The organism is Croceivirga sp. ABH4_376, from assembly GCF_056160685.1.
This window is the reverse complement of sequence record NZ_JBSWXQ010000004.1, coordinates 114,013-135,923: the sequence shown is the minus strand read 5'-3', so window position 1 is coordinate 135,923 and position 21,911 is coordinate 114,013. Positions and strand designations below refer to the sequence as shown.

The 21,911-nt window shown below is 36.8% G+C and carries 19 protein-coding genes; 12 read left to right on the top strand and 7 right to left on the bottom strand.

The window, feature by feature from the left end; translation table 11 throughout:
• The first annotated feature begins 58 nt into the window (after positions 1–58).
• Entirely contained in the window at positions 59–997 is a 939-nt protein-coding gene (locus ACXAGS_RS10780) for a calcium/sodium antiporter (RefSeq protein ID WP_474906668.1), read from the top strand.
• 90 nt (positions 998–1,087) lie between these two features.
• Here the strand turns inward: ACXAGS_RS10780 and ACXAGS_RS10775 are convergent, their stop codons facing one another.
• Complete coding sequence (locus ACXAGS_RS10775; RefSeq protein WP_474906667.1) at positions 1,088–2,098, bottom strand: glutamine synthetase beta-grasp domain-containing protein; 1,011 nt, start codon at positions 2,096–2,098, stop codon at positions 1,088–1,090.
• Positions 2,099–2,315: 217 nt separating this feature from the next.
• Between ACXAGS_RS10775 and ACXAGS_RS10770 the strand changes: the two genes are divergently transcribed.
• The 10 genes from ACXAGS_RS10770 to pyrF all read left to right on the top strand — a co-directional run bounded on the left by ACXAGS_RS10770 (position 2,316) and on the right by pyrF (position 12,267).
• Positions 2,316–4,493 (top strand): glutamine synthetase III family protein, encoded by a 2,178-nt coding sequence (locus ACXAGS_RS10770; protein WP_474906666.1) that lies wholly within the window; start codon positions 2,316–2,318, stop codon positions 4,491–4,493.
• Positions 4,494–4,535: 42 nt separating this feature from the next.
• Positions 4,536–5,522 (top strand): serine/threonine dehydratase, encoded by a 987-nt coding sequence (locus ACXAGS_RS10765; RefSeq protein WP_474906665.1) that lies wholly within the window; start codon positions 4,536–4,538, stop codon positions 5,520–5,522.
• A gap of 33 nt (positions 5,523–5,555) precedes the next feature.
• Positions 5,556–6,734 carry an AIR synthase related protein gene (locus tag ACXAGS_RS10760; RefSeq protein ID WP_474906663.1) on the top strand — a complete coding sequence of 393 codons (1,179 nt, stop codon included), beginning with the start codon at positions 5,556–5,558 and terminating at the stop codon, positions 6,732–6,734.
• A gap of 53 nt (positions 6,735–6,787) precedes the next feature.
• Positions 6,788–7,246: a Rieske (2Fe-2S) protein gene (locus ACXAGS_RS10755; RefSeq protein ID WP_474906662.1), complete on the top strand. Its 459-nt coding sequence runs from the start codon at positions 6,788–6,790 to the stop codon at positions 7,244–7,246.
• 8 nt (positions 7,247–7,254) lie between these two features.
• Complete coding sequence (locus ACXAGS_RS10750) at positions 7,255–7,680, top strand: thioredoxin family protein (protein WP_474906661.1); 426 nt, start codon at positions 7,255–7,257, stop codon at positions 7,678–7,680.
• Positions 7,681–7,776: 96 nt separating this feature from the next.
• A complete protein-coding gene (locus ACXAGS_RS10745; protein ID WP_474906659.1) occupies positions 7,777–8,673 on the top strand; it encodes an FAD:protein FMN transferase in 897 nt (298 codons plus the stop codon).
• A gap of 7 nt (positions 8,674–8,680) precedes the next feature.
• Positions 8,681–8,890: a DUF4266 domain-containing protein gene (locus ACXAGS_RS10740; RefSeq protein WP_474906657.1), complete on the top strand. Its 210-nt coding sequence runs from the start codon at positions 8,681–8,683 to the stop codon at positions 8,888–8,890.
• 156 nt (positions 8,891–9,046) lie between these two features.
• Complete coding sequence (locus ACXAGS_RS10735; protein ID WP_474906656.1) at positions 9,047–10,315, top strand: DUF3570 domain-containing protein; 1,269 nt, start codon at positions 9,047–9,049, stop codon at positions 10,313–10,315.
• Positions 10,316–10,372: 57 nt separating this feature from the next.
• Complete coding sequence (gene prfA / locus ACXAGS_RS10730) at positions 10,373–11,449, top strand: peptide chain release factor 1 (RefSeq protein ID WP_474906655.1); 1,077 nt, start codon at positions 10,373–10,375, stop codon at positions 11,447–11,449.
• Positions 11,449–12,267 carry an orotidine-5'-phosphate decarboxylase gene (gene pyrF, locus ACXAGS_RS10725; RefSeq protein WP_474906653.1) on the top strand — a complete coding sequence of 273 codons (819 nt, stop codon included), beginning with the start codon at positions 11,449–11,451 and terminating at the stop codon, positions 12,265–12,267. The genes prfA and pyrF overlap by 1 nt, the downstream gene beginning before the upstream one ends.
• 2 nt (positions 12,268–12,269) lie before the next feature.
• Here the strand turns inward: pyrF and ACXAGS_RS10720 are convergent, their stop codons facing one another.
• The 5 genes from ACXAGS_RS10720 to ACXAGS_RS10700 form a co-directional block, all read right to left on the bottom strand.
• The gene (locus ACXAGS_RS10720; RefSeq protein ID WP_010517765.1) at positions 12,270–12,461 is read right to left on the bottom strand and encodes a hypothetical protein; all 192 of its coding nucleotides are present in this window, start codon (positions 12,459–12,461) and stop codon (positions 12,270–12,272) included.
• A gap of 243 nt (positions 12,462–12,704) precedes the next feature.
• Complete coding sequence (locus ACXAGS_RS10715) at positions 12,705–13,553, bottom strand: hypothetical protein (protein ID WP_474906651.1); 849 nt, start codon at positions 13,551–13,553, stop codon at positions 12,705–12,707.
• Between the two features lie 24 nt (positions 13,554–13,577).
• On the bottom strand, positions 13,578–15,008 hold the full coding sequence (locus ACXAGS_RS10710) for a SusD/RagB family nutrient-binding outer membrane lipoprotein (protein ID WP_474906650.1): 1,431 nt from the start codon (positions 15,006–15,008) through the stop codon (positions 13,578–13,580).
• A 12-nt stretch (positions 15,009–15,020) separates the two neighbouring features.
• Positions 15,021–18,209, bottom strand: coding sequence for a SusC/RagA family TonB-linked outer membrane protein (locus tag ACXAGS_RS10705; RefSeq protein WP_474906649.1), 3,189 nt, complete (start codon positions 18,207–18,209; stop codon positions 15,021–15,023).
• Positions 18,210–18,550: 341 nt separating this feature from the next.
• Positions 18,551–18,967 (bottom strand): helix-turn-helix domain-containing protein, encoded by a 417-nt coding sequence (locus ACXAGS_RS10700; RefSeq protein ID WP_474906647.1) that lies wholly within the window; start codon positions 18,965–18,967, stop codon positions 18,551–18,553.
• 1,017 nt (positions 18,968–19,984) lie between these two features.
• Here ACXAGS_RS10700 and ACXAGS_RS10695 point away from each other — a divergent pair.
• Positions 19,985–20,761, top strand: coding sequence for an alpha/beta fold hydrolase (locus tag ACXAGS_RS10695; protein WP_474906646.1), 777 nt, complete (start codon positions 19,985–19,987; stop codon positions 20,759–20,761).
• Between the two features lie 220 nt (positions 20,762–20,981).
• Here ACXAGS_RS10695 and purU read toward each other — a convergent pair whose 3' ends face one another.
• Positions 20,982–21,830 (bottom strand): formyltetrahydrofolate deformylase, encoded by an 849-nt coding sequence (gene purU, locus ACXAGS_RS10690; protein WP_474906645.1) that lies wholly within the window; start codon positions 21,828–21,830, stop codon positions 20,982–20,984.
• Positions 21,831–21,911 lie beyond the last annotated feature (81 nt).

Genomic DNA, 21,911 nt, shown 5'->3' with positions numbered 1-21,911 from the left:
AATGTATAGTTTTTAGGATTCCAGTGGGGTTAGGTTATCTTTGTTTAAAAATTGGTAAATGCTATACTTTTTATTTGTGGTTTTGGGCTTGGCCTTATTAATTTTTGGAGGAGATTGGCTATTAAAATCGGCCGTAGCTTTATCCTTGCGTTTGGCTATTCCTAAAATTGTAATTGGGATGACGGTAGTTTCTTTTGCTACTTCGGCACCAGAACTTATAGTAAGCATAAAATCTGCCCTAGATGGTTTGCCAGATTTGGCCCTAGGTAATGTAGTAGGCTCCAATATTGCCAATTTAGGGTTGGTATTGGCGGTTACCGTGTTATTGGGTAGTATAGATGTACGTAAAAGCTTTTACACTACTGATTGGCCTGTTATGATGTTGGCTTCGTTGTTGTTTGTTGGTTTCATCTATTTTGATGGCGTATTACAGCAATATGAAGGTATTATAATGGTAGGATTACTTTTTGTGTTCTTGGTTTATTTGTTGCGTTTTCAAAAACCTGCCGTAGTGGATGAGTTGCCAGAAGATGATAAACCCCTGCCTTTATATAAAATAGTACTCTTATTGGGAGTAGGAGGTGTAGCGCTATGGGGTGGCTCAGAGCTTTTAATAAAAGGTGCGGTTGGCTTGGCATCTTCTTTTGGGGTTAGTGATCGTGTAATTGGTATAACCGTAGTTTCTGTTGGTACCAGTATTCCAGAATTGGCCGCATCTATAATTGCTGTATTGAAAAAGGAGAAAGCAATATCTCTGGGTAATTTAATCGGTTCTAACATTTTTAACCTATTGGCCGTTTTGGGTATAACCGCAATCATAACGCCAATACGGGTTCTGGATCAAGGTTTGTTGACCAATGACATATTTTGGATGCTGGGTGTATCTTTTATGATATTACCTTTGGTATTTATACCTAAAGGATTGCGTTTAGGTTGGAGGGACGGTGTTATTTTATTGCTAACCTACGTAACCTTTGTTTATGTTACCGTATCTTAATTAGTTGCTAATAAATTCCATTTAAATGCATAAAAAAAGCCCTTACCAAAAAGTAAGGGCTTTTTTAAATAAATAATCAACAACTAAATCTTAAATATCGGCAGACTTAACAGTCTTAACGATTCTAGCAGCTACTTTGTATGGATCTGCGTTAGAAGCAGGTCTTCTGTCTTCTAGCCATCCTTTCCATCCTTTTTCCACGGTTAAAATTGGAATACGGATAGATGCACCACGGTCAGATACGCCATAGCTAAAATCTTTGATAGAAGCGGTTTCGTGTAAACCAGTTAAACGCTGGTCGTTGTACTCACCATAAACTTCAATATGTTCTTTTGTTACAGGTCTAAACGCTTCACAGATTTTCTCGTATGTTTCTTTAGAACCACAAGTTCTTAAAACGGTGTTAGAGAAGTTGGCGTGCATACCAGAACCATTCCAATCACCTTTAACAGGTTTTGGGTGGTATTCTATGTAGTAACCGTAACTTTCGGTTAATCTTTGTAGTAAATATCTAGCAACCCAGATTTCATCTCCTGCTTTTTTAGCGCCTTTAGCAAATAATTGGAACTCCCACTGTCCGGCAGCTACTTCTTGGTTAATACCTTCAAACTGTAAACCGGCATCAATACATAAATCTGCATGCTCTTCAACTAAATCTCTACCCCAAGTGTTTCTACCACCAACAGAACAGTAGTATAAACCTTGTGGGCCAGGATAACCACCAACAGGGAAACCTAAAGGTAATTGGGTTGCAGTGTCCATAATAAAGTATTCCTGCTCAAATCCAAACCAGAAATCATCATCGGCATCATCAATGGTAGCTCTAGAGTTAGATACGTGTGGTGTTCCATCAGGATTTAAAACCTCTGTCATAACAAGATATCCATTTCTTCTTGCTGGATCAGGATAAATTGCTACAGGCTTTAATAAACAGTCAGAAGATCCACCTTCAGCTTGTTTTGTAGAGGAACCGTCAAAAGACCAAGTAGGACAATCTTCTAGTTTGCCACTAAAGTCTTCTTCAATTCTAGTTTTACTTCTTATGTTAGCGGTTGGTTCATAACCATCTAACCAAAGGTATTCTAATTTTGCCTTGCTCATAATTTTGGTCGTTATGTCTTTAATAATATTAGGTAACAAAAATAAAATTTATAATGAATTATACTGTTTTAGGTAGGGTAAAAAGGAGTTATCTTTGTAAAAATTATGATACCCCCCATTAAGACAGGGGGCTTATTGATAATCATTCAAAAAAATCAATTCTTATTGAGAAATATTTAATGAATGAAATGTTAAATTAGAATTATTAATACGTTATATGAGGTTTAAAGCAGTAACGGAGAGCAATAATAGAACGCCTTTTGTTATTTCCGAAATGGAAAGAAGATCCACTCTTTTTGGCAAGCATGTATTCAATGATGAAAAAATGCTTCAATTTTTAACCAGGGATGCATATGATAAGGTGCAAGCGGCTATTTTCTCTGGGAGCAAAATAGATCGTAAAATAGCCGATCAGGTTGCGGAAGGTATGAAGGCATGGGCCATGTCTATGGGGGCAACGCATTATACACATTGGTTTCAACCTTTAACTGGTTCTACTGCAGAAAAACACGATGCCTTTTTTGATTTGCAAGATAATGGCAGGGCCATGGAAAAGTTTGGCGGTAGCCAATTGGTGCAACAAGAACCAGATGCCAGTAGCTTTCCTAGCGGCGGTATACGTAATACATTTGAAGCTCGTGGTTATACGGCATGGGATCCAACATCTCCAGCATTTATCTATAAGACCACCCTTTGTATTCCTACCATATTTGTAGCCTACACGGGAGAGGCTTTGGACAACAAAGCTCCTTTGTTGCGTGCGTTAAATGCGGTAGACGAAGCAGCTACTGCTGTAGCGCAATATTTTGATAAAAACGTTAGAAAGGTATATGCTACCCTGGGCTGGGAGCAAGAATACTTTTTAATAGATAAGGCATTGGCCAAATCTAGGCCAGATATTTTAATAACAGGTAGGACGTTGGTAGGAAGTTCTGCTGCTAAAGGGCAACAGTTAGACGACCATTATTTTGGGGTTATTCCTAGTAGGGTATTGGCTTTTATGAGTGAGTTGGAGAAAGAAAGTATGCTACTGGGTATACCGGTAAAAACCAGGCATAACGAAGTTGCGCCCAACCAATTTGAGGTGGCACCGGTTTATGAGGAGGCCAACTTATCCGTAGACCATAACCTGTTGTTAATGGATATTATGGAAGAGGTTGCAGACCGCCATAATTTTAAGGTGCTTTTTCATGAAAAACCTTTTGCGGGCATAAATGGATCGGGCAAACATAACAATTGGTCCTTAAGCACCGATACCGGGGTTAATTTGTTGAGTCCTGGTAGTACGCCCATGAAAAACCTACAATTTTTAACCTTCTTTGTTAACACCATAAAGGCCGTAGATAGGTACGAAGAGCTATTGCGTTCTTCAATAGCTTCTGCCAGCAATGATCATCGTTTAGGGTCTAATGAGGCGCCACCTGCAATCATTTCCATTTTCATAGGTCAGCAATTAGCAGATGTTTTGGATGAGTTGGAGGGTGTTTCTAAAGGAAAATTGTCTCCACAAGAAAAAACTGAACTTAAACTAAATGTGGTTGGTAAAATTCCTGAAATTTTACTAGATAATACAGACCGCAATAGAACTTCGCCTTTTGCTTTTACAGGTAATAAGTTTGAAATGCGTGGGGTAGGGGCAAAAATGAACTGCGGTAAGCCTATGACTGTTTTGAACACCATAATGGCCAACCAGCTAAAAGAATTTAAAAAGGAAGTAGATGCGCTGATTGATAAAAAGAGCCTTAAGAAAGACGAAGCCGTTTTTAATGTTCTAAGGGAATATATTAAAACCTCTAAACGGATTCGTTTTGATGGTGACGGATACAGTTTTAATTGGCAAGAAGAAGCAAGGAATAGAAAACTAAGCAATAACAAAAACACCCCGGAGGCACTGCAGGTGCTTACCTCTAAAGAGAGCGAAGAGCTTTTTGCCAACACGGGGGTTATGAGTGCTATCGAATTAAAAGCACACCAAGAAGTAGAATTAGGTAATTACGTGCATCATATTCAAATAGAAGGCAGAATTTTAAGAGAATTGGTGTACAACTATATTGTGCCAGCTGCGGTTCGCTATCAAAACGAACTATTAGAAAATATAGGTGGCCTTAAAGAGGTGTATGGTGCCGCACATAAATCGTTTACCGAGCCCCAATTAAACATTTTGGAAAGCATGGCAGAGCACATGGTGGCAGCTAAAAAACTTACCGATAAAATGATAGAAGCTATGGAGCGTGCCGATAATATGGGAACGGTGGCTAAAAAAGCTCAAAGTTATTGCAACGGCATAAAGCCCTTTTTAACGGAAATTCGTACCCATTTAGATGGACTGGAAAAATTGATTTCGGACGATTTGTGGCCATTGACCAAATACCGTGAATTGTTATTTATAAAATAAAGTTTACCAAGGGTTATGACTATTTTTGAATAAAAAAGTAGCATGGCCCTTTCTTTCTCAGATATTCTGGCGGCGCAAAGCCGTATAACTCCCTTTATTAATAGAACACCGGTGATGTCTTCTACCTTGTTAAATTCTTGGTTAGGGCACGAAATCTATTTTAAGTGTGAGAATTTTCAAAAAGTAGGCGCTTTTAAAGCACGTGGCGCGCTAAATACACTAGCGTGGCTTAAAGAACAAGGTATTCATCCCAAAAAAATAATAGCCAATAGCTCTGGTAATCATGCACAAGCTGTGGCTTATGCAGGTCAGCAATTTAAAATCCCTGTTACTATTTACATGCCAGAGTACTCCAGTGCGGTTAAAATACAAGCAACCAAGAATTATGGTGCAACCGTGGTGTTGAGCAAGGATAGAAATGTAACGGATGCCTTGGTTAAGGAAGCGGCAAAAGAAGAAGGGGTTTATTGGGTGCCGCCTTTTAATAATGAGCAAGTAATTTGTGGGCAAGGAACCGCGGTTTTGGAAGCTTTGGAAGAAGTACAGGGAATCAATGCTGTTTTTACTCCCTGTGGAGGTGGTGGTTTAACCTCTGGTAATTTTATTGCAACAAAGGGGTTTAATAACACTATAAAATCTATGGGTGTAGAGCCTTTAAATGCCAATGATGCAGCGGAATCATTACGAAAAAATAGCATTCAAAAGCTGCCTAACATACCCAATACCCTTGCAGACGGTGCAATGACCATGGCGGTAGGAAACCTAACTTTTGAATATTTAAAGCAGTTAGATGCCTTTTTTGAGGTAGAAGAGGAGGTTATTGTTTACTGGACCCAATGGCTAACCCATTTACTGAAAATTAGATTGGAGCCTACTTGTGCTATGACAATGGGAGGTGTTATACAATGGTTGCAAACACAAGAAAAACCTCAAAAGGTGCTTGTGGTTATTACCGGCGGAAACATGGACCAAAACACAACGTCTAAAATATGGGCAAAGGATTGTTTGTCAGACGTGCCAAAACTATAATTGGATTCTTTATTTTTGCCAAAATTCCAGTTTATGTCATCCAATCCCAGTAAAAGATATGCGCAAAGAGGTGTTTCCGCTTCTAAAGAAGACGTGCATAATGCTATAAAAAATATAGATAAAGGTTTGTTTCCAAAGGCCTTTTGTAAAATAGTACCAGATTATTTAACGGGAAGCAAGGATCATTGTTTGGTTATGCATGCAGATGGCGCCGGTACTAAATCTTCTTTAGCCTACATGTATTGGAAAGAGACCGGAGATGTTAGCGTTTGGAAAGGTATTGCCCAAGATGCGTTGATTATGAACGTAGACGATTTAATTTGTGTTGGAGCAACGGATAACATTATGCTATCTTCCACAATAGGAAGAAACAAAAACCTTGTTCCAGGCGAAGTGATTTCTGCAATTATTAATGGTACGGAAGAGCTAATAGCCGATTTAAAGACACACGGTATCTCCATCCATTCTACCGGTGGAGAAACGGCAGATGTTGGGGATTTGGTACGAACCATTATAGTAGATTCTACGGTAACGGCACGTTTAGAGCGTAAGAAAGTTATTGATAATGCCAATATTAAGGTAGGAGACGTAATTGTAGGTTTTGCTTCTTATGGTACCGCTACGTATGAAAAGGAATATAATGGAGGTATGGGTAGTAATGGGTTAACCTCTGCACGCCATGATGTATTTGAAAAATATTTGGCGGATAAATATCCAGAAAGTTACGATGCTTCGGTGCCGCAGGAATTAGTATACTCGGGTCACAAAAAATTGACGGATTCGGTGGCAGATGCTCCCCTAGATGCTGGCAAATTGGTATTATCACCAACACGTACCTATGCCCCAATCGTAAAAAGGATTTTGGAAAAATATACCTCGGAGCAAATACATGGTATGGTGCACTGTAGTGGAGGTGCCCAAACAAAAATTTTACATTTTATAGACAACTTACATGTGGTTAAGGATAATTTATTTCCTGTTCCGCCACTATTTAAACTAATTCAAGAGCAATCCGGTACAGATTGGAAAGAAATGTATCAGGTCTTCAATTGTGGGCATCGATTAGAGCTCTACGTAGACGAATCTATTGCCAACGATTTAATAGCTATTGCTAATTCTTTTAATGTGGAAGCCCAAATCATAGGCAAGGTTTCTGCATCTGAAACCAAACAACTTACCATTGCAAGTGAATTTGGAACGTTTACCTATTAGCCATACGATTCTTTTGTTTTTGACGTTATTTTTTTAAGTAAAACAATTATGCTATGGAAAGAAAAGAATTTTTAAAAAGTATAGGTGCCGGTGCGGCGTTTGCCGTGTTATTTCCTTGTATCAACGGCTGCTCTAATGATAGTGGAGACCAAGAAGTTTTTGAGGTCTCTGATGGGGTAGATTTTACGGTAGACCTGAATTCTGAAGCAGCAGCACCATTGGCAGAAAATGGTGGTTTTATTTTCTTAAAATCCTACCCGGACTTAAAATATCTAGATATTGTAGTTGCTCGCAACTTGGAAGGTGATATTGTAGCTGCTAGTAAAATATGCAGCCACGAGCAAACAGAAGGTATTTATTTTTCAGATACGGATGGTGGAGTTTTTATTTGTTCTACCCATAGTTCCAAGTTTGCACAAGATGGTACTTCTTTGAACTTGGCCACCACCAGCAATCCACTTAAAATATTTAACACAACAGTAGAAGGTTCTATTGTTAGGGTTTTTGAATAGAAAGGTAATTGAAACGTATAATTTACATAGTATTTTTGTTACCCTTGGGCTTGCTGGCCCAGAATTGGGAAATGGATTTTGAAGTTGCTAATGGCAAGGCAAATTCAGAACAAAAGAACATCCTTTTGGTTTTTTCCGGTTCAGATTGGTGTGCACCATGTATTAAATTGGATAAAAAGATTTGGTCTGCACCACTTTTTAAAAAAGAGGCAGCCAAAAATTGGGTGCTGTACCGCGCAGATTTTCCAAGAAAAAAGAAAAACAAGCTTAAAACTGAAGTTTTAAACCAGAATAAAGTACTGGCAGAAAAATACAATTCAAAAGGTTATTTTCCATTGGTTGTAGTATTAAGGCCAAATGGTACGGTTGTTGGTACAACAGGATTTAATGGTATGGATGTTGAATCTTACATAAAGCATTTAAAGTCCCTCTAATTGAAAAAGTTTTTTTTACTTATATCGATTGCGTTCCTGTTCTTGTCAGTTCAAGGGCAAGAGTCTTTGGTGTCTGTAAAGAAGAGTCTATTGTTAATGGGAACTAAGTTTGAAATTACCGTGGTAGCAGATAACCAAGATTTGGGCTATATCTACATAAATGAAGCTACCGCCGAAATAGAACGTATAGAAGGCATAATATCTTCTTGGAAACCAAATTCTGAAACTAGTATCGTTAATAAAAATGCGGGAATTAAACCTGTTCCCGTAAGTTTGGAACTATTTACTCTGTTAGAAAGAGCAATTAAACTATCAGAATTAACATCTGGTGCGTTTGATATTAGCTATGCTGCATTTGACCGAATTTGGAATTTTAATGGCGAAATGACTACCATGCCAACGGAATTGGAAATTGAAAATACTATTGCTAAAGTTGGCTATCAAAATATTATCCTAGATAAAGAAAAACAGACGGTTTTTTTGGCCAAAAAAGGAATGAAGATTGGCTTTGGTGCCTTGGGTAAAGGTTATGCGGCAGATAAAGCAAAAGAATTGTTGGTAGGTAAAGGAGTAGTAGGAGGTATCATAAATGCATCTGGAGATTTAACCACATGGGGTACCCAAGCCTCTGGAAAAAATTGGGTGGTGGGTATTACAAACCCATTGGCAAAAGATAAAGTGTTTTCTTGGTTGCCGGTTATAGAATCTTCCGTAGCTACCTCTGGTAATTATGAAAAGTATGTTACTTTTAAGGGAGAAAAATATTCTCACATTATTGACCCTAGAACGGGTTATCCTTCTAGAGGAGTTAACAGCGTGAGTATTTTTGCAAAAAAAGCGGAACTGTGCGATGCTTTGGCAACTGCCGTGTTTATTATGGGTAGGGATAGTGGTATTCATTTAATTAATCAAATAGACGGTGTAGAAGTTGTTGTTGTAGATAATGAAAATAAAGTGCACAAAAGCTCTGGTATTGTGTTGGATAGCAACTAATATTTTTATGAAAAAAATACTTCTATTATTGGTACTATTTGGATCTCTAGGTTCTTGTGTTGCCGTAAAGGAATATGAAAAAGTGTACTTAAACGATCCCGATATGCAATTAGGGGCATTTTCTTCAGAACGTTTAGAAACAACGTTTCAAGTATATAGGGAAGGAGCGGTAGGTGCTAATGGTGGTAAAACCGGTGGCGGATGTGGCTGCAACTAAATACGGCTTGAAATTCTGTTTTCAATTTAAATTTTTATGCTCTTAGATATTTGGTTATTAGACTAAGTTTGTATTGTAAATAGTGATTTGAAGTAATCTAAATGTTTAAGCAAAAGTTTCGTTAGAAGAATTTAAAGTGAAATAACCTGCCAGTTAATGAAAAACTATCTTTTCGTATTTCCACTGTTTTTTGGTTTTTGGGTAGGCGCCCAACAAACTAATTCTACGTATAAGAAACGGATTTTAGAACAAGCAGAGCTAGAAACCCTTTTTAGTTATTACAGCCAAGATGGGCAAAATGCTGCTGTAACCGGCGGGGAAGGAACGGAAGAACTAACAGATGTAACTTCTACCCTGGTACTGCGCATGCCCTTAAAAGAGGATGCTATTTTAACCATTGATGCAGGTATTTCTGCCTATTCTTCTGCGTCAACCAGCAATATAGACCCTTTTGATGGTAGGCAAGACGGTAATCCTTTTCAAGCTAGTAGTGGCGCATCTCAAAACGATGTCCTAGCTTATTTTAATCCCTCTATAAGCCATTATTCCAATTCTAGAAATTTTATTTGGAATGCAAATGCGTACGTTTCCAATGAATACGATTATTTCTCCGTAGGTTTTGGCGGTGCAATTACCCAACTATTTAATGAACGAAATACCGAATTTTCCCTTGGCGTTCAGGTGTTTTTAGATAGTTGGAAACCTCAATATCCAATTGAATTAAGACCTGGTTATAGTAACAGTGTATTTGGGTATGACCCCAATTTTATTGCCTTTGAAAATGAAAATAGAAACTCTTATTCGCTAAATTTTGGTTTTTCGCAGATTCTATCCCAACGCTTACAATTTAGTTTGTCTGTAGATGCTGTTTTTCAAGAAGGTTTGTTGAGTACACCTTTTCAACGAGTTTATTTTCAAGATAGGGAGGATTATTTTCAAGAAGATTTCCAGTTGGCAGATGACGTTGAACAGTTGCCAAATAACCGTTTTAAGCTTCCTATAGGTGGTAGATTAAATTATTATGTAAATGATTGGCTCGTGTTGCGTAGTTTTTATCGGTATTATTGGGACGATTGGGGTTTAACCGGTAATACGGCGCAATTAGAGGCGCCAATTAAATTGAACGATAAATTTACAATATATCCTACTTACCGCTATTACCAGCAGAGTGGGGTGCGGTACTTTTACCAAAAGGAAGAGGCTGTGTCTACGTTAGATTTTTATACCTCAGATTTTGACTTGTCCAGCTACAAGGCCAATCAGTATGGTTTGGGGGTGCAGTATAAAGATGTCCTGGCGGCCGGTAAAATTTGGTTCTTCGGTTTAAAATCCATCAATCTTAGATATGCCTACTATAATAGAAATAACGGATTGGATGCTTCTATTGTAACGCTTAGTTCAACATTTATTTTAGACAACAATTAAACTACTTTTTAAAGCTATAAATTGTTGTAAATTCGTAGCCCTAAGGAAGATTGAACTATGCTCGATAAATTGAATATTGTAAAGCAACGCTTTGATGAGGTTGCCGATTTGATTATACAGCCAGATATTATTGCAGACCAAAAGCGATACGTAAAGCTTAATAAGGAATATAAAGACCTAAAAGAGCTGGTAGATAAACGCGAAACCTATATTGAACTTAGCGATAATATTTCTGAAGCTGAAGAGATAATTGCAGATGGCAGTGATGCAGAAATGACAGAGATGGCCAAAATGCAATTGGATGAAGCTAAAAGTAAGTTGCCTCAATTAGAGGAGGAAATAAAATTTTTACTGATACCTAAGGACCCGGAAGACGAGAAAGACGTTGTAATGGAAATACGCGCGGGAACAGGTGGTGATGAAGCGAGTATTTTTGCTGGAGATTTATATAGAATGTACTCCAAATATTGTGAAAGTAAAGGTTGGCGTACCAATATTATAGATTTAAATGAAGGTACTGCCGGTGGTTACAAAGAAATTCATTTTGAGGTTACGGGAGAAGATGTTTACGGAACTTTAAAATTTGAGGCAGGGGTACATCGTGTACAGCGAGTACCACAAACCGAAACTCAGGGTAGGGTGCACACTAGCGCGGCTACCGTAATGGTAATACCAGAGGCAGAAGAATTTGATGTGCAAATAGACCCCAAAGAGGTTAGAATTGATTATTTCTGCTCTTCTGGACCCGGTGGGCAATCTGTAAACACCACTTATTCTGCCGTTCGTTTAACCCACTTACCTACGGGGTTGGTAGCACAATGTCAAGACGAAAAGTCTCAGCACAAGAATAAGGACAAGGCATTTAAGGTGCTGCGTGCCCGTTTATATGATTTGGAGCTGGCAAAGAAACAAGCCGAAGATGCTGCTAAGCGTAACTCACAGGTTAGTAGTGGAGACCGTTCTGCTAAAATTAGGACCTACAATTATCCACAGGGTAGGGTAACGGATCATAGAATTGGCCTAACCTTGTATGATTTGCAAAACATCATCAACGGAGATATACAAAAAATAATAGATGAGTTGATGTTGGTTAACAACACAGAAAAATTAAAAGAAGCCTCTGAAACCATTTAATGGAAACAGCTCAATTAATTTCAGAAATAAAGCGGAAAAAATCTTTCTTGTGTGTTGGTCTAGATACCGATTTGGATAAGATACCGGCACATTTGCTAAAAGAAGAAGATCCAATATTTGAATTTAATAAGGCTATTATAGATGCCACACAGGCCTATTGTGTGGCTTATAAGCCTAATGTAGCTTTTTATGAAGCTTATGGTATTCCCGGTTGGAAAAGTCTACAAAAAACCATGGACTATTTGAATACCAACTACCCAGAACAATTTACCATAGCGGACGCCAAGCGGGGCGATATAGGTAATACCAGTACACGTTATGCAAAAGCTTTTTTTGAGACCTTACATTTTGATAGTATTACCATAGCGCCTTACATGGGTAGGGACAGTGTAGAGCCATTTTTAGCTTTTGAAGATAAACACACTATTTTATTGGCTTTAACATCTAATCCTGGTGCGTTTGATCTGCAAACCAAGAGTATGGGTAACTCTCAACTCTATAAAGAGGTTTTAAAGGTGTCTACCAGTTATAAGAACGCAGAGCGCTTAATGTATGTAGTAGGTGCCACTAAAGCTGAATTTTTAGCAGAAATACGAAAAATAATACCTGATAATTTTTTGTTGGTTCCTGGGGTAGGGGCGCAAGGGGGTAGTCTAGAAGAAGTATGCCGTTTTGGAATGACCAAGGACGTTGGTCTTTTGGTAAATTCTTCTAGGGGAATATTGTATGCATCTAACGAGACGGATTTTGCATCGGTAGCTAAACAGAAGGCAAAAGAATTACAGCTCCAAATGAAAGAACAAATGGAGAAGCTGTAATTCTATAATTCTTCCAATAGTTTTTTAATCCCGTTAGCTTTAGATTCTAAAAATTCTGTAAGCTTACTATCTATACCTGCAAATTGAGCGGCTTTTTCTAAGAAAGACTCATATCTAAGCTGTAAGATGGATAAACTTTGAGGGTCATTACCTATTGCGGTAACAGCTCCTACTTTACAAAATTGATTTTCCATAGTTATAATTTTTTACAATACCAAATATACGATGCATGCATAGTTTTAGATGTTTGCCTTTGGTCAATTTTACCTAATATTAAGGTTATTTGTCTAAAATTTAACAGATTAGCTAGTTACCGGAAATAATTTTATTGATAGCCATAAAAAAAGCCGCTCATTAAAGAGCGGCTTTCTCATTCAAACTATAATAACTAAACTAGGATTAACTACTTTCTAAATAGAAAATACTAATTAAGCTTTTTACTGCATGGTGTAGGTAGCGGTGTATTCGCCATTACCAAAGAAATCATCGTTCAAAATAAGTTCCAGAACACCGGTTTCTTGGTTCCAAGTACCACCTTGGATACAACCAATACCGTAATCTCCACAAAAATCTACATCAGAAGAAGGTTGTACTACGCCACATACTACAGAAATCTTTCCTCCGTTGACCAATGCCGTATTAGAGGTACAATATTGCAACAAACCACCATCTGCAGTTTGCAGTTCCCATGCACCATCTGGAGTTTCTGTAATCTGGATAGGAGGTATGGTACCGCTAGAACCAGATCCACAAACTGAATTGGTAACGGTGTAAGTTCCGTTTAAATCTGCAAAACAGTTTACGGTTAAATTAAAAGATTGGCCTTGGAAATAGTAAGATTCTCCATTGGTTTGGTTAACCTTAACCGTAAATCTAAATTGATCACCAATTTTTAAATCATCTTCTGTTACCGTTAAACCAGCTACAAATTCACTAATATCAGATAGGTTTACCGTAAATGGCAGGGCATCAAACGTATCCACAAGAACTTCGTCTCCACCATTAAAGGTTTTAACCACTTCAAAATTTGAAATTAAAGAGGCATCCTCTATAGAACCTTCTGTAACCTCCATGCTCAATTCATTAGCAAGAATGCTTACGGCACTTTCATCCAAGTTGTCATAATCTTCAGGTTCTCCCTGAACTTTACCAAAACCACTAACGTTTATTGCTACACCGGCAATTTTACGGTTCTGTAACACCTCTGACTCTTCCTCGCCATCGCAACCTGTGAAGACTAGCGCTACACAGAAAATCAATAGGGAATATAAATTATATTTTTTCATTATAGAATAATTAGTTTTTATCAATTACTTAACGTCCCACCAAAGTTTTGTTGTTAGTGCATCTTCACCTTGGTTAGCCACGGCACCTGCTACGTTGTCTGCATTCAATGACTTTTCATCATTAGTATAGCCATAACGTGTAGGGATGCTGTTAACCCCTGGTTGTGGGTCTATAGCTAAAGATAAATTTGCAGGAATATCCGATCTTCTCCACTCAGACCAAGTTTCATAACCTTGTAAAAAGGTACTTGCCCATAATTGCTCCGCAATGGATTGATATCCGTTATACGAAGGAGTAAAAGAACCTGCATCCAAACCATTCTGTTCTAAGGAAGCATCTATACCTGCTTGAAAGTAGGTTGCGGCATCTCCGCTAGCTCCAAATCTTTCTATGGCTTCTGCAATTAATAAATTAACTTGGGCTGCCGTCATTAAAAATAATGGAGCATCTGCAGCCATGTAGGCGTCTCCAATTTCTGATACAACACCGGCACCAAATCCAGATATACCTGGGTTAATATATCCTGCAGGTTTACCAACGTACTCACCACTTGCGTTTTCTTTGGCATACACTGCTAATCTTGGGTCGCTTTGGCCTTTCATAAATTCAACCAAAGCTTCTCCCATACACCACTCTGCTTGACGTCCGTTCTGTACGATACCATAATACGGATTAGCGTTGGGAGCGTTTTCTGTTTGGAATGCGATAAATGCATTGTCTGCATTGCTTGTAATTAAATTGCCAGAATTAATCAATGATTGCATTTCTGATGCGCTAAAAAGCGAAGTATCAGAAATTCTCATTAAAGCTCTAAACTTAACGGATGTGGCAAATTTTAACCACTTATCAAGGTCGCCGCCGTACATTAAATCTTGAGAACTACTTAACGCACCTTCACCCGTGGCAAATTTTGCAATAGCTTCGTCTAACATGGTAAATATTCCTTGATAAACCGCTTCCTGGCTATCATAAGCTGGTGTAAAGTTACCATCGCTTAAACCTGCATTGGCTTCGGACATTGGAATGTCTCCAAAAGAATCTGTCAAATATTGTAAAGCCATTGCCTTTAAGGTAAGCGCTGCTCCTTGTATAGCAGGGTTTTCTGCTTCTCCACCTAACTTATACATCTCATCGGCTTCAGCAATAACGTTTACATACATGGTGTTCCAAAACGTATTGATTGCTCCAAGTCTTGGATAGTAACGATCTGCATCGTTATAAATAGGCTTAGAGATATGCTGTGGCCACGTTGCCGCACATTCACCAGAAACAAAGTAATCATACACCTCGTTTACAAGAGAACGCTCAATATAACCCAATTGCAAGTCAGCAGAAATTTCCGTTGGCTTATCTGGGTCTGTATTTATTTCTTCAAAATTACTATCACATCCTGTTACAAGCATAGTTAGACCTAAAGGCAAACAGATGGATAAAGTTTTATATATATTTTTCATTTAATGTAATGTTTAGAAGTTAACATTTAAGCTTACACCAATTGTTCTAGTTGCGGGAGTTTGAGCATACTCTAATCCCTGTTGGCCAATTTGAGTACCAAAAGCTGTTTCTGGATCAATGTGTGGTGCTTTTCTGTATAACACGGCTAGGTTACGGATGTTAACCCCAAGATTAACAGACTGTACACCTATGTTTTCGAAAAACTGTCTTGGAATATCATAGCTTAAAGAAAGCTCTCTCCACTTTACAAATGTTGCATCGTAAACTGAAGATTCTGCTATGTTTTGATTAAATGCAGAAGAATAATAATCTATTGCAGGAACAACAACGTTGTTAGGTACAAAACCACCTGCACCATCAGACATTACACCGTCTCCAATAATACCAGATTCTCTACCAATTACCGTTTCTTCTAAGATACCGGATAGCATACCCCATGTATTGGTTTGAGAGTAAACTTCTCCACCAATTTTAGCATCAAATAAAGTACGGAACCTAAAACCTTTGAAAGAGGCGTTTATACCAACACCACCTACCCAGTCTGGTTGAGAGTTTCCTAGAATTTTATTGTCTCCAATAACAGGAAGACCATTTTCATAAATAATTTTACCAGACGCCTCGTCACGAGCAAATGCAGGGCCAAAAATGGCTCCAATAGACTCTCCGTTTCTTGCTTGTGTATTTACGTTCCATAAACCACCAGCAGAAAGGTTGATAACCCCAGAGCCTTCTATATCTGATACTTCGTTTACGTTTTTAGCAAAGTTGATGTCTAAACCTAAATTTAAACCATTGTCTTTAGCACTTCTTAAAACGTCTATGCCTAAAAATGCCTCAACACCTTCGTTAGTAATGGTAGCTGCGTTTTTCCATGTACTGGTAAATCCAGAAGATGAAGAAACGTCTAATGGCATAATTACATCTTCGTTCTTTTTGTTATAATACGTTAAATTAAGATTAACCCTGTTTTGAAATAACCTTGTTTCGAGACCCGCTTCAATAGCTGTTTCCGTTTGTGCTTTAATGTCACTGTTCCAAGCTGTATTAGGAACAAAAGCCGTAGGTGTACTACCGTTAAGTGGGTTTCCAGACAATTCGTACACTGGGTTTACACTATAAGCACTTAATGGACCTGCGCTACCCGTTTGTGCCCAAGAAGCTCTCAATTTTAGGAAATTCAACTGCTGAGATTCTATGTTAAGAATATCATGTGCCAATACACTAGTTGAAACCGCAGGATAGAAAATACTATTGTTCTGGATAGGTAATACACTTGCCCAGTCGTTTCTACCAGAAAAGTTCAAGTAAATATTATCATTGTAACTTAAAGAACCTGTACCATATAAACTGTTAATACGTTGCTGGCTACTATCATCTGAAAGTACAGGTGCACCGTCTGAGTTAGCTAAGTTAAATAAGTTATCTATAACTAGGTTTTGGGCTATACCTCCAAAATAAGAATATTTGTTTACCATTATTTGACCACCAACCAAAAGGTTTAGTTTCCATTGGTCTTCTGCACCATATCTATCATCATAAGAAAACATAGCTTGTGAGTTTACCTCGTATCTATTCCTTTCTTCTAATTGGTAGTATCCATTTCTAAAATCTACAGTACCGTACTTAAATTGTTTTTCTCTAGTATCATCAAAATAATCAATGGCAGTACTAACATCAAACCTGAACTTATCATTGAATTGGTGCCCAATATTGGCAGTAGCTATAAAACGGTTACGCTCCCAAGGATTTAAGTTGTTGTCCAGTGCCCAAAACGGGTTGTTGTTATATCTTAAGTTCCAGTTAAGCGGTGTAAGTCTTTCTCTACCGTCATCTACGGTATTTATTAATGGTAAATTTCTCCAATCTTTTAAAAGAGACCAATCTACTTGTCTTGCAGACCATACTAACTGCCCCACCTGATTGGATACCTCTCCGTAACCAACACCATTTCTTTGGTCAGATGTACTTTTGGTGTAACGAGCACTAAAACCAGCGCTCCACTTTTCATTTAAATCGAAGGAAACATTACCCGCAATGTTATATTTTTTTAGGTCTGTATTGTAAACAATACCCGTTGCATCCGTTAAACCAAGAGACAAACGGTAAGAAGTTGATTCTGTACCACCAGAAAGCGCAACAGTATTATCCGTAGATAAACCAGTTTGGTAAAAATTATCTACAACGCTATTTGGGTAAGATACCCATGGAAGTGGTTGTGGGTCGTCTGGGTTTTGAAGGTAAGATCCAAATTGTACAAATTCTAATCCTGCATCTAATCTAGGTCCCCAACTTTCATCAGTACCACCATCACCACCTGCTAATCCTTCATCATAACCAAAACCATCTATAAAATGAAATAAGTCAGGGCTATGTCCTTGACCGTATTCATTTTGATAATCTGGGAATATGTAAGGATTAGAGAAAGAAACGGTACTATTGATGCTAATACCTAAAGCTTTACCTTTTTTTCCGGTTTTAGTGGTAATTACCAATACACCGTTTGTACCACGCATTCCGTAAAGTGCAGTAGCTTCACCACCTTTAAGTACATTAATACTTTCAATGTCTTGTGGGTTAATATCGGCCAGACCGTTTGGAACATCTGTACCAGAGTTGCCACCATTGTATGTGTTGTTATCTACAACGGCACCATCTACAACAATTAATGGTTGTGAGTTACCAAAAATAGTAGATACACCTCTTACGGTAATTCTTGAAGAAGAGCCAATATCTCCTGAAGACTGCGTAATGTTTACACCTGCAATTTTACCAGAAAGTGCGTTTACCACGTTGGTAGTTGGTACATCTGCAATACTTTCGCTTTCTAGTTGTTGAGAAGAATATCCTAAAGACTTTTCTTCTCTAGAAATACCTAAAGCCGTTACCACAACTTCATCCAAGGCTTGTGCATCTTCTTGCATAGCCAAATTTATAGTGGTATTGGCACCAACAGTTCTAGTTGCATCCGTCATACCTATATAGGTATAAACCAATACATCGCCATTGCTGGCAGTTATGGTGTAATTACCATCAAAATCGGTTTGGGTACCATTGGTGGTCCCTTTAACCATAATGTTTACTCCAGGTAATGGTAGGCCATCTTGGTCTGTAACTGTACCTGAAATTGCTTGCTGTGCAAAAGATAGATGCACAGTAAACGCCGTGAGGAGCGTCAAAATAAATTTCAATTTTGTTCTCATCTAGATCATTTTGAGTTTGAGTTAGAAATAATAATGAGATATTGAAATGAATAAAAAAGGACCCGCCTTCATTTATTTGTGATAGCTAATTCAATAATTAAATGAAAATCAAAACCAATAATGTTTTTGAAAAGGCGAAGTCCTTAGTTAAAGTATTTCTAATATCTGTTTGGATCAAAAGAACTAGATTAAACAGTAAAATGGGTATTTTCCGACCTAAGTGAACGGTTTCCGATAAATATTAACCTTTACTCTTCAGGTTAAAAAACTGATAATTAATTAAGTACGCTTAAATTGTGATTTTAGCAAAAAATAAAGGAAAAATTAATAAATCCTTAATACTATAGTGTTTTATGGTATTCTAACGGAGTTTTGTTTAACCTTTTTTTAAAGGCTTTGTAGAAGGATACTTTATTATTGAATCCGACCTGAAAGACAATATCGCTAATTACTATATCTTGATTTATTTTATTTTCTAGCATTGTTTTTGCATAGCTGATTCGGTAGTCGTTTACAAACTCATAGAAATTCTTGTTGAAATTTTCATTGATTACCTGAGATATGCTATACCTGTCCGTATCTAATTTTTCTGCAAGGGATTGAAGGTTTAAATTAGAATCCAAGTAAAGTTTTTCAGCCTCCATAGATGCCATTAGCCTTGACTTTAAATCAATGGCCATATCTTTGGTTAATGGACTATTCTTATACTTTGTTACTTGTAGTTCAGTCTTTTTATCTAAAACATGAGAAGCGTTCATAAAAAGCTGTCCAATTAAAAGAATTAGAAAACAACTTAAAAACAAAGAAGCAATAAGGTTAATAGTTATTGCATAGTTTAGGTTGTATTGTAATTCTGCTTTTAGGCTTAAAAATATCCATATAATGAATAAAGTACCTATAAGTGTAAGTAGTAGCTTAATATCCTTTCTTTCAATTTGTATTCTAAGACGAAAAAAATTGTAAATAAGTAAGCCTAAATAAATCGCTACATATATTGACCGTAGCCACACATTGTTCAATACAGATGTTATTTCTTGGGTTATGTAACTTTCTCTTACTAATAGCACCCAACTATAACCAAACAAGGCAAGAATAAATGGGCTAAAATGTAGTAGGCAAAAATTAGATTTACAATTAATTTGCTTATAAAACCTTGTATTTATGTAGAGAAATAAGAGTGGCGTAAAACATAATATGTTAACTCTAAAAAAAGGAATTCTAGGATTATAAGTAATACCATCCCAAGAAAACATAAATAACTCTAATACAATACTGGCACAACTTAAAAGAACAAGACTTAAAAAGATTGTTGTTTCTTCTTTTGATTTAAAAAATTTTATCAATAACCAACTACCAAAAGCAAATCCATTTAGGGCGCAAACCAAAAAAAAGTAGTTTAAAACATCAGTTGCTAAAGAGTTAGCATCAATTTTAATACTGGGGCTAATGTACGGGTTGGTATTGAGAGTGGTTATTAAACATGTAATGGTTTTTAATTCTATTTCAAAAATGGGAAATAGCAATTGGTAGAAAACTTTTAAAAAAAGTTCCATTTTAATTTATTGATTAGCCGTTGAGTCGCAAATGTAGATTTTTTTAAATATTAAAATTCTATTGTTTTTTTTAAGAATTGTTAAGAATGAGTTAATGTGAACCTATAAATTTAATAATTGTTAAATATTTCGTGTTTTAATTAAGAATTTTGCATTAAGATTCGAATTGAACAAAACATATGTTTTCATCAGAATAGATTAACTTGCCGTTTTATTAGAAATTTGCTCAATTATAATACGTATATAAAATCTAATACTACACCATGGGTAACCTTTGTACATGGTGCTGGCGGAAGTTCTACCATATGGTATAAGCAGATTAAGGACTTTAAGAAACACTTTAATGTTTTGCTTATAGACTTAAGGGGGCATGGTAGGTCTAAATTTCATCTAACGGAAGCATTTAAGGAAAAATACACTTTTGAAGTAATCACGGATGACATTCTAGAGGTGCTAGACCATCTAAAAATACAGAAATCACACTTTGTAGGTATTTCATTAGGTACTATATTAATACGAAATATAGCCGAAAAACAACCGCATAGAATTGATAAGATGGTTATGGGCGGTGCCGTTATGAAACTAAATTTTAGAAGTCAGTTTTTAATGAAAATGGGAGTTTTATTAAAATCTGTTGTGCCTTATATATGGCTGTACCGCTTTTTTGCATTTGTTATTATGCCCAATAAAAACCATAAGGAGTCTAGAAATCTTTTTGTAAAAGAGGCGAAAAAGTTATATCAAAAAGAATTTATTAGATGGTTTAAATTAACCTCTGAAGTAAACCCATTGCTAAAATGGTTTAGAACAGTAGATGTTAATTTGCCAACCTTTTACGTCATGGGAGAAGAAGATTATCTTTTTTTACCTGCTGTAAGAAAAATGGTGACACAGCATAAGCAAACAAAACTAGAAGTTTTTCAAGAAACAGGGCATGTGGTTAATATAGAAAGACCAGAAAAGTTTAATCAGGTTGTTTTGGCTTACCTTACAGCATAAAAACAAAAACCGGTGTATTACACCGGTTTTTAAACTAACTAACTCAAAAAAATGCTAACTCAAATAACTCGAGACAAAATTCAAATTTCTATTACGGTTTAAGGTTAATTAAACTTTAGCAATATGTTATAATTGTTTTGTCTAATAAAGTAACGCATTAATTTGGTTTATATTGTTGATAATCAGGCTAAAATTGAGTAAAAAGTAAGATTTTTTAGGTTTAGGTAAAAATTACGGTCTTGTTGTTGTAGACCATTGTCTTGTGCTTAAGGTGTAGCTTAACCGCTCTTGCCAAAACTATTTTTTCCAAATCCCTTCCTTTGGCTATAAAATCTTTAATTGTATGGGTATGGGATACAGGTACTACATCTTGTTCTATAATAGGGCCAGCATCTAATTCTTCAGTTACATAGTGGCTAGTTGCCCCAATTATTTTAACCCCTCTTTCAAAAGCAGCATGGTAAGGTTTTGCACCTGCAAAGGCAGGCAAAAAAGAGTGATGTATGTTAATAATCCTATTAGGATACTTTGCAATTACCGTTCTACTAACAATTTGCATATATCTAGCCAATACAATAAAATCAACCTTATGTTCTTTTAAAAGTTTTAATTGTTCTGCCTCTGCCTCTTCTCTGTTTTCTTTAGAGAAAGGAACATGATAAAATGGAATACCAAATTGTTCTGCAATAAATCCTAAATCATTATGGTTGCTCAAAATAAAAGGAATATCCGTTTCTAATTCGCCAGAATGGTATCTACTCAACAAATCGTACAGGCAATGATTGTATTTAGAAACAAACAGAGCCATTCTTGGTTTTATCTTTTTAAGATGGCTCTGCCACTTCATATTAAAACGAGGAGCCAGTGTCTCTTTAAATTCAGAATCAAAAAGTTGCTGTGTATATCCGTTTTCAAATTCAGCTTCTAATCGCATGAAAAAAATTGCTGCCTGTTTATCTACGTGTTGGTCTAAGTAAACCACGTTACCACCTTTTTCATGAAGAAAATTGGTTACGGCACTGATGATGCCCTTTTGGTCTGGACAATGTATAAGTACGGTTAAGTTCATTCTTTTTCTGAATAAAATTGCGGTATTCTAAAAACGAACCCACATATTTAAATGATTATTGGATATATTTGAATAAAATTG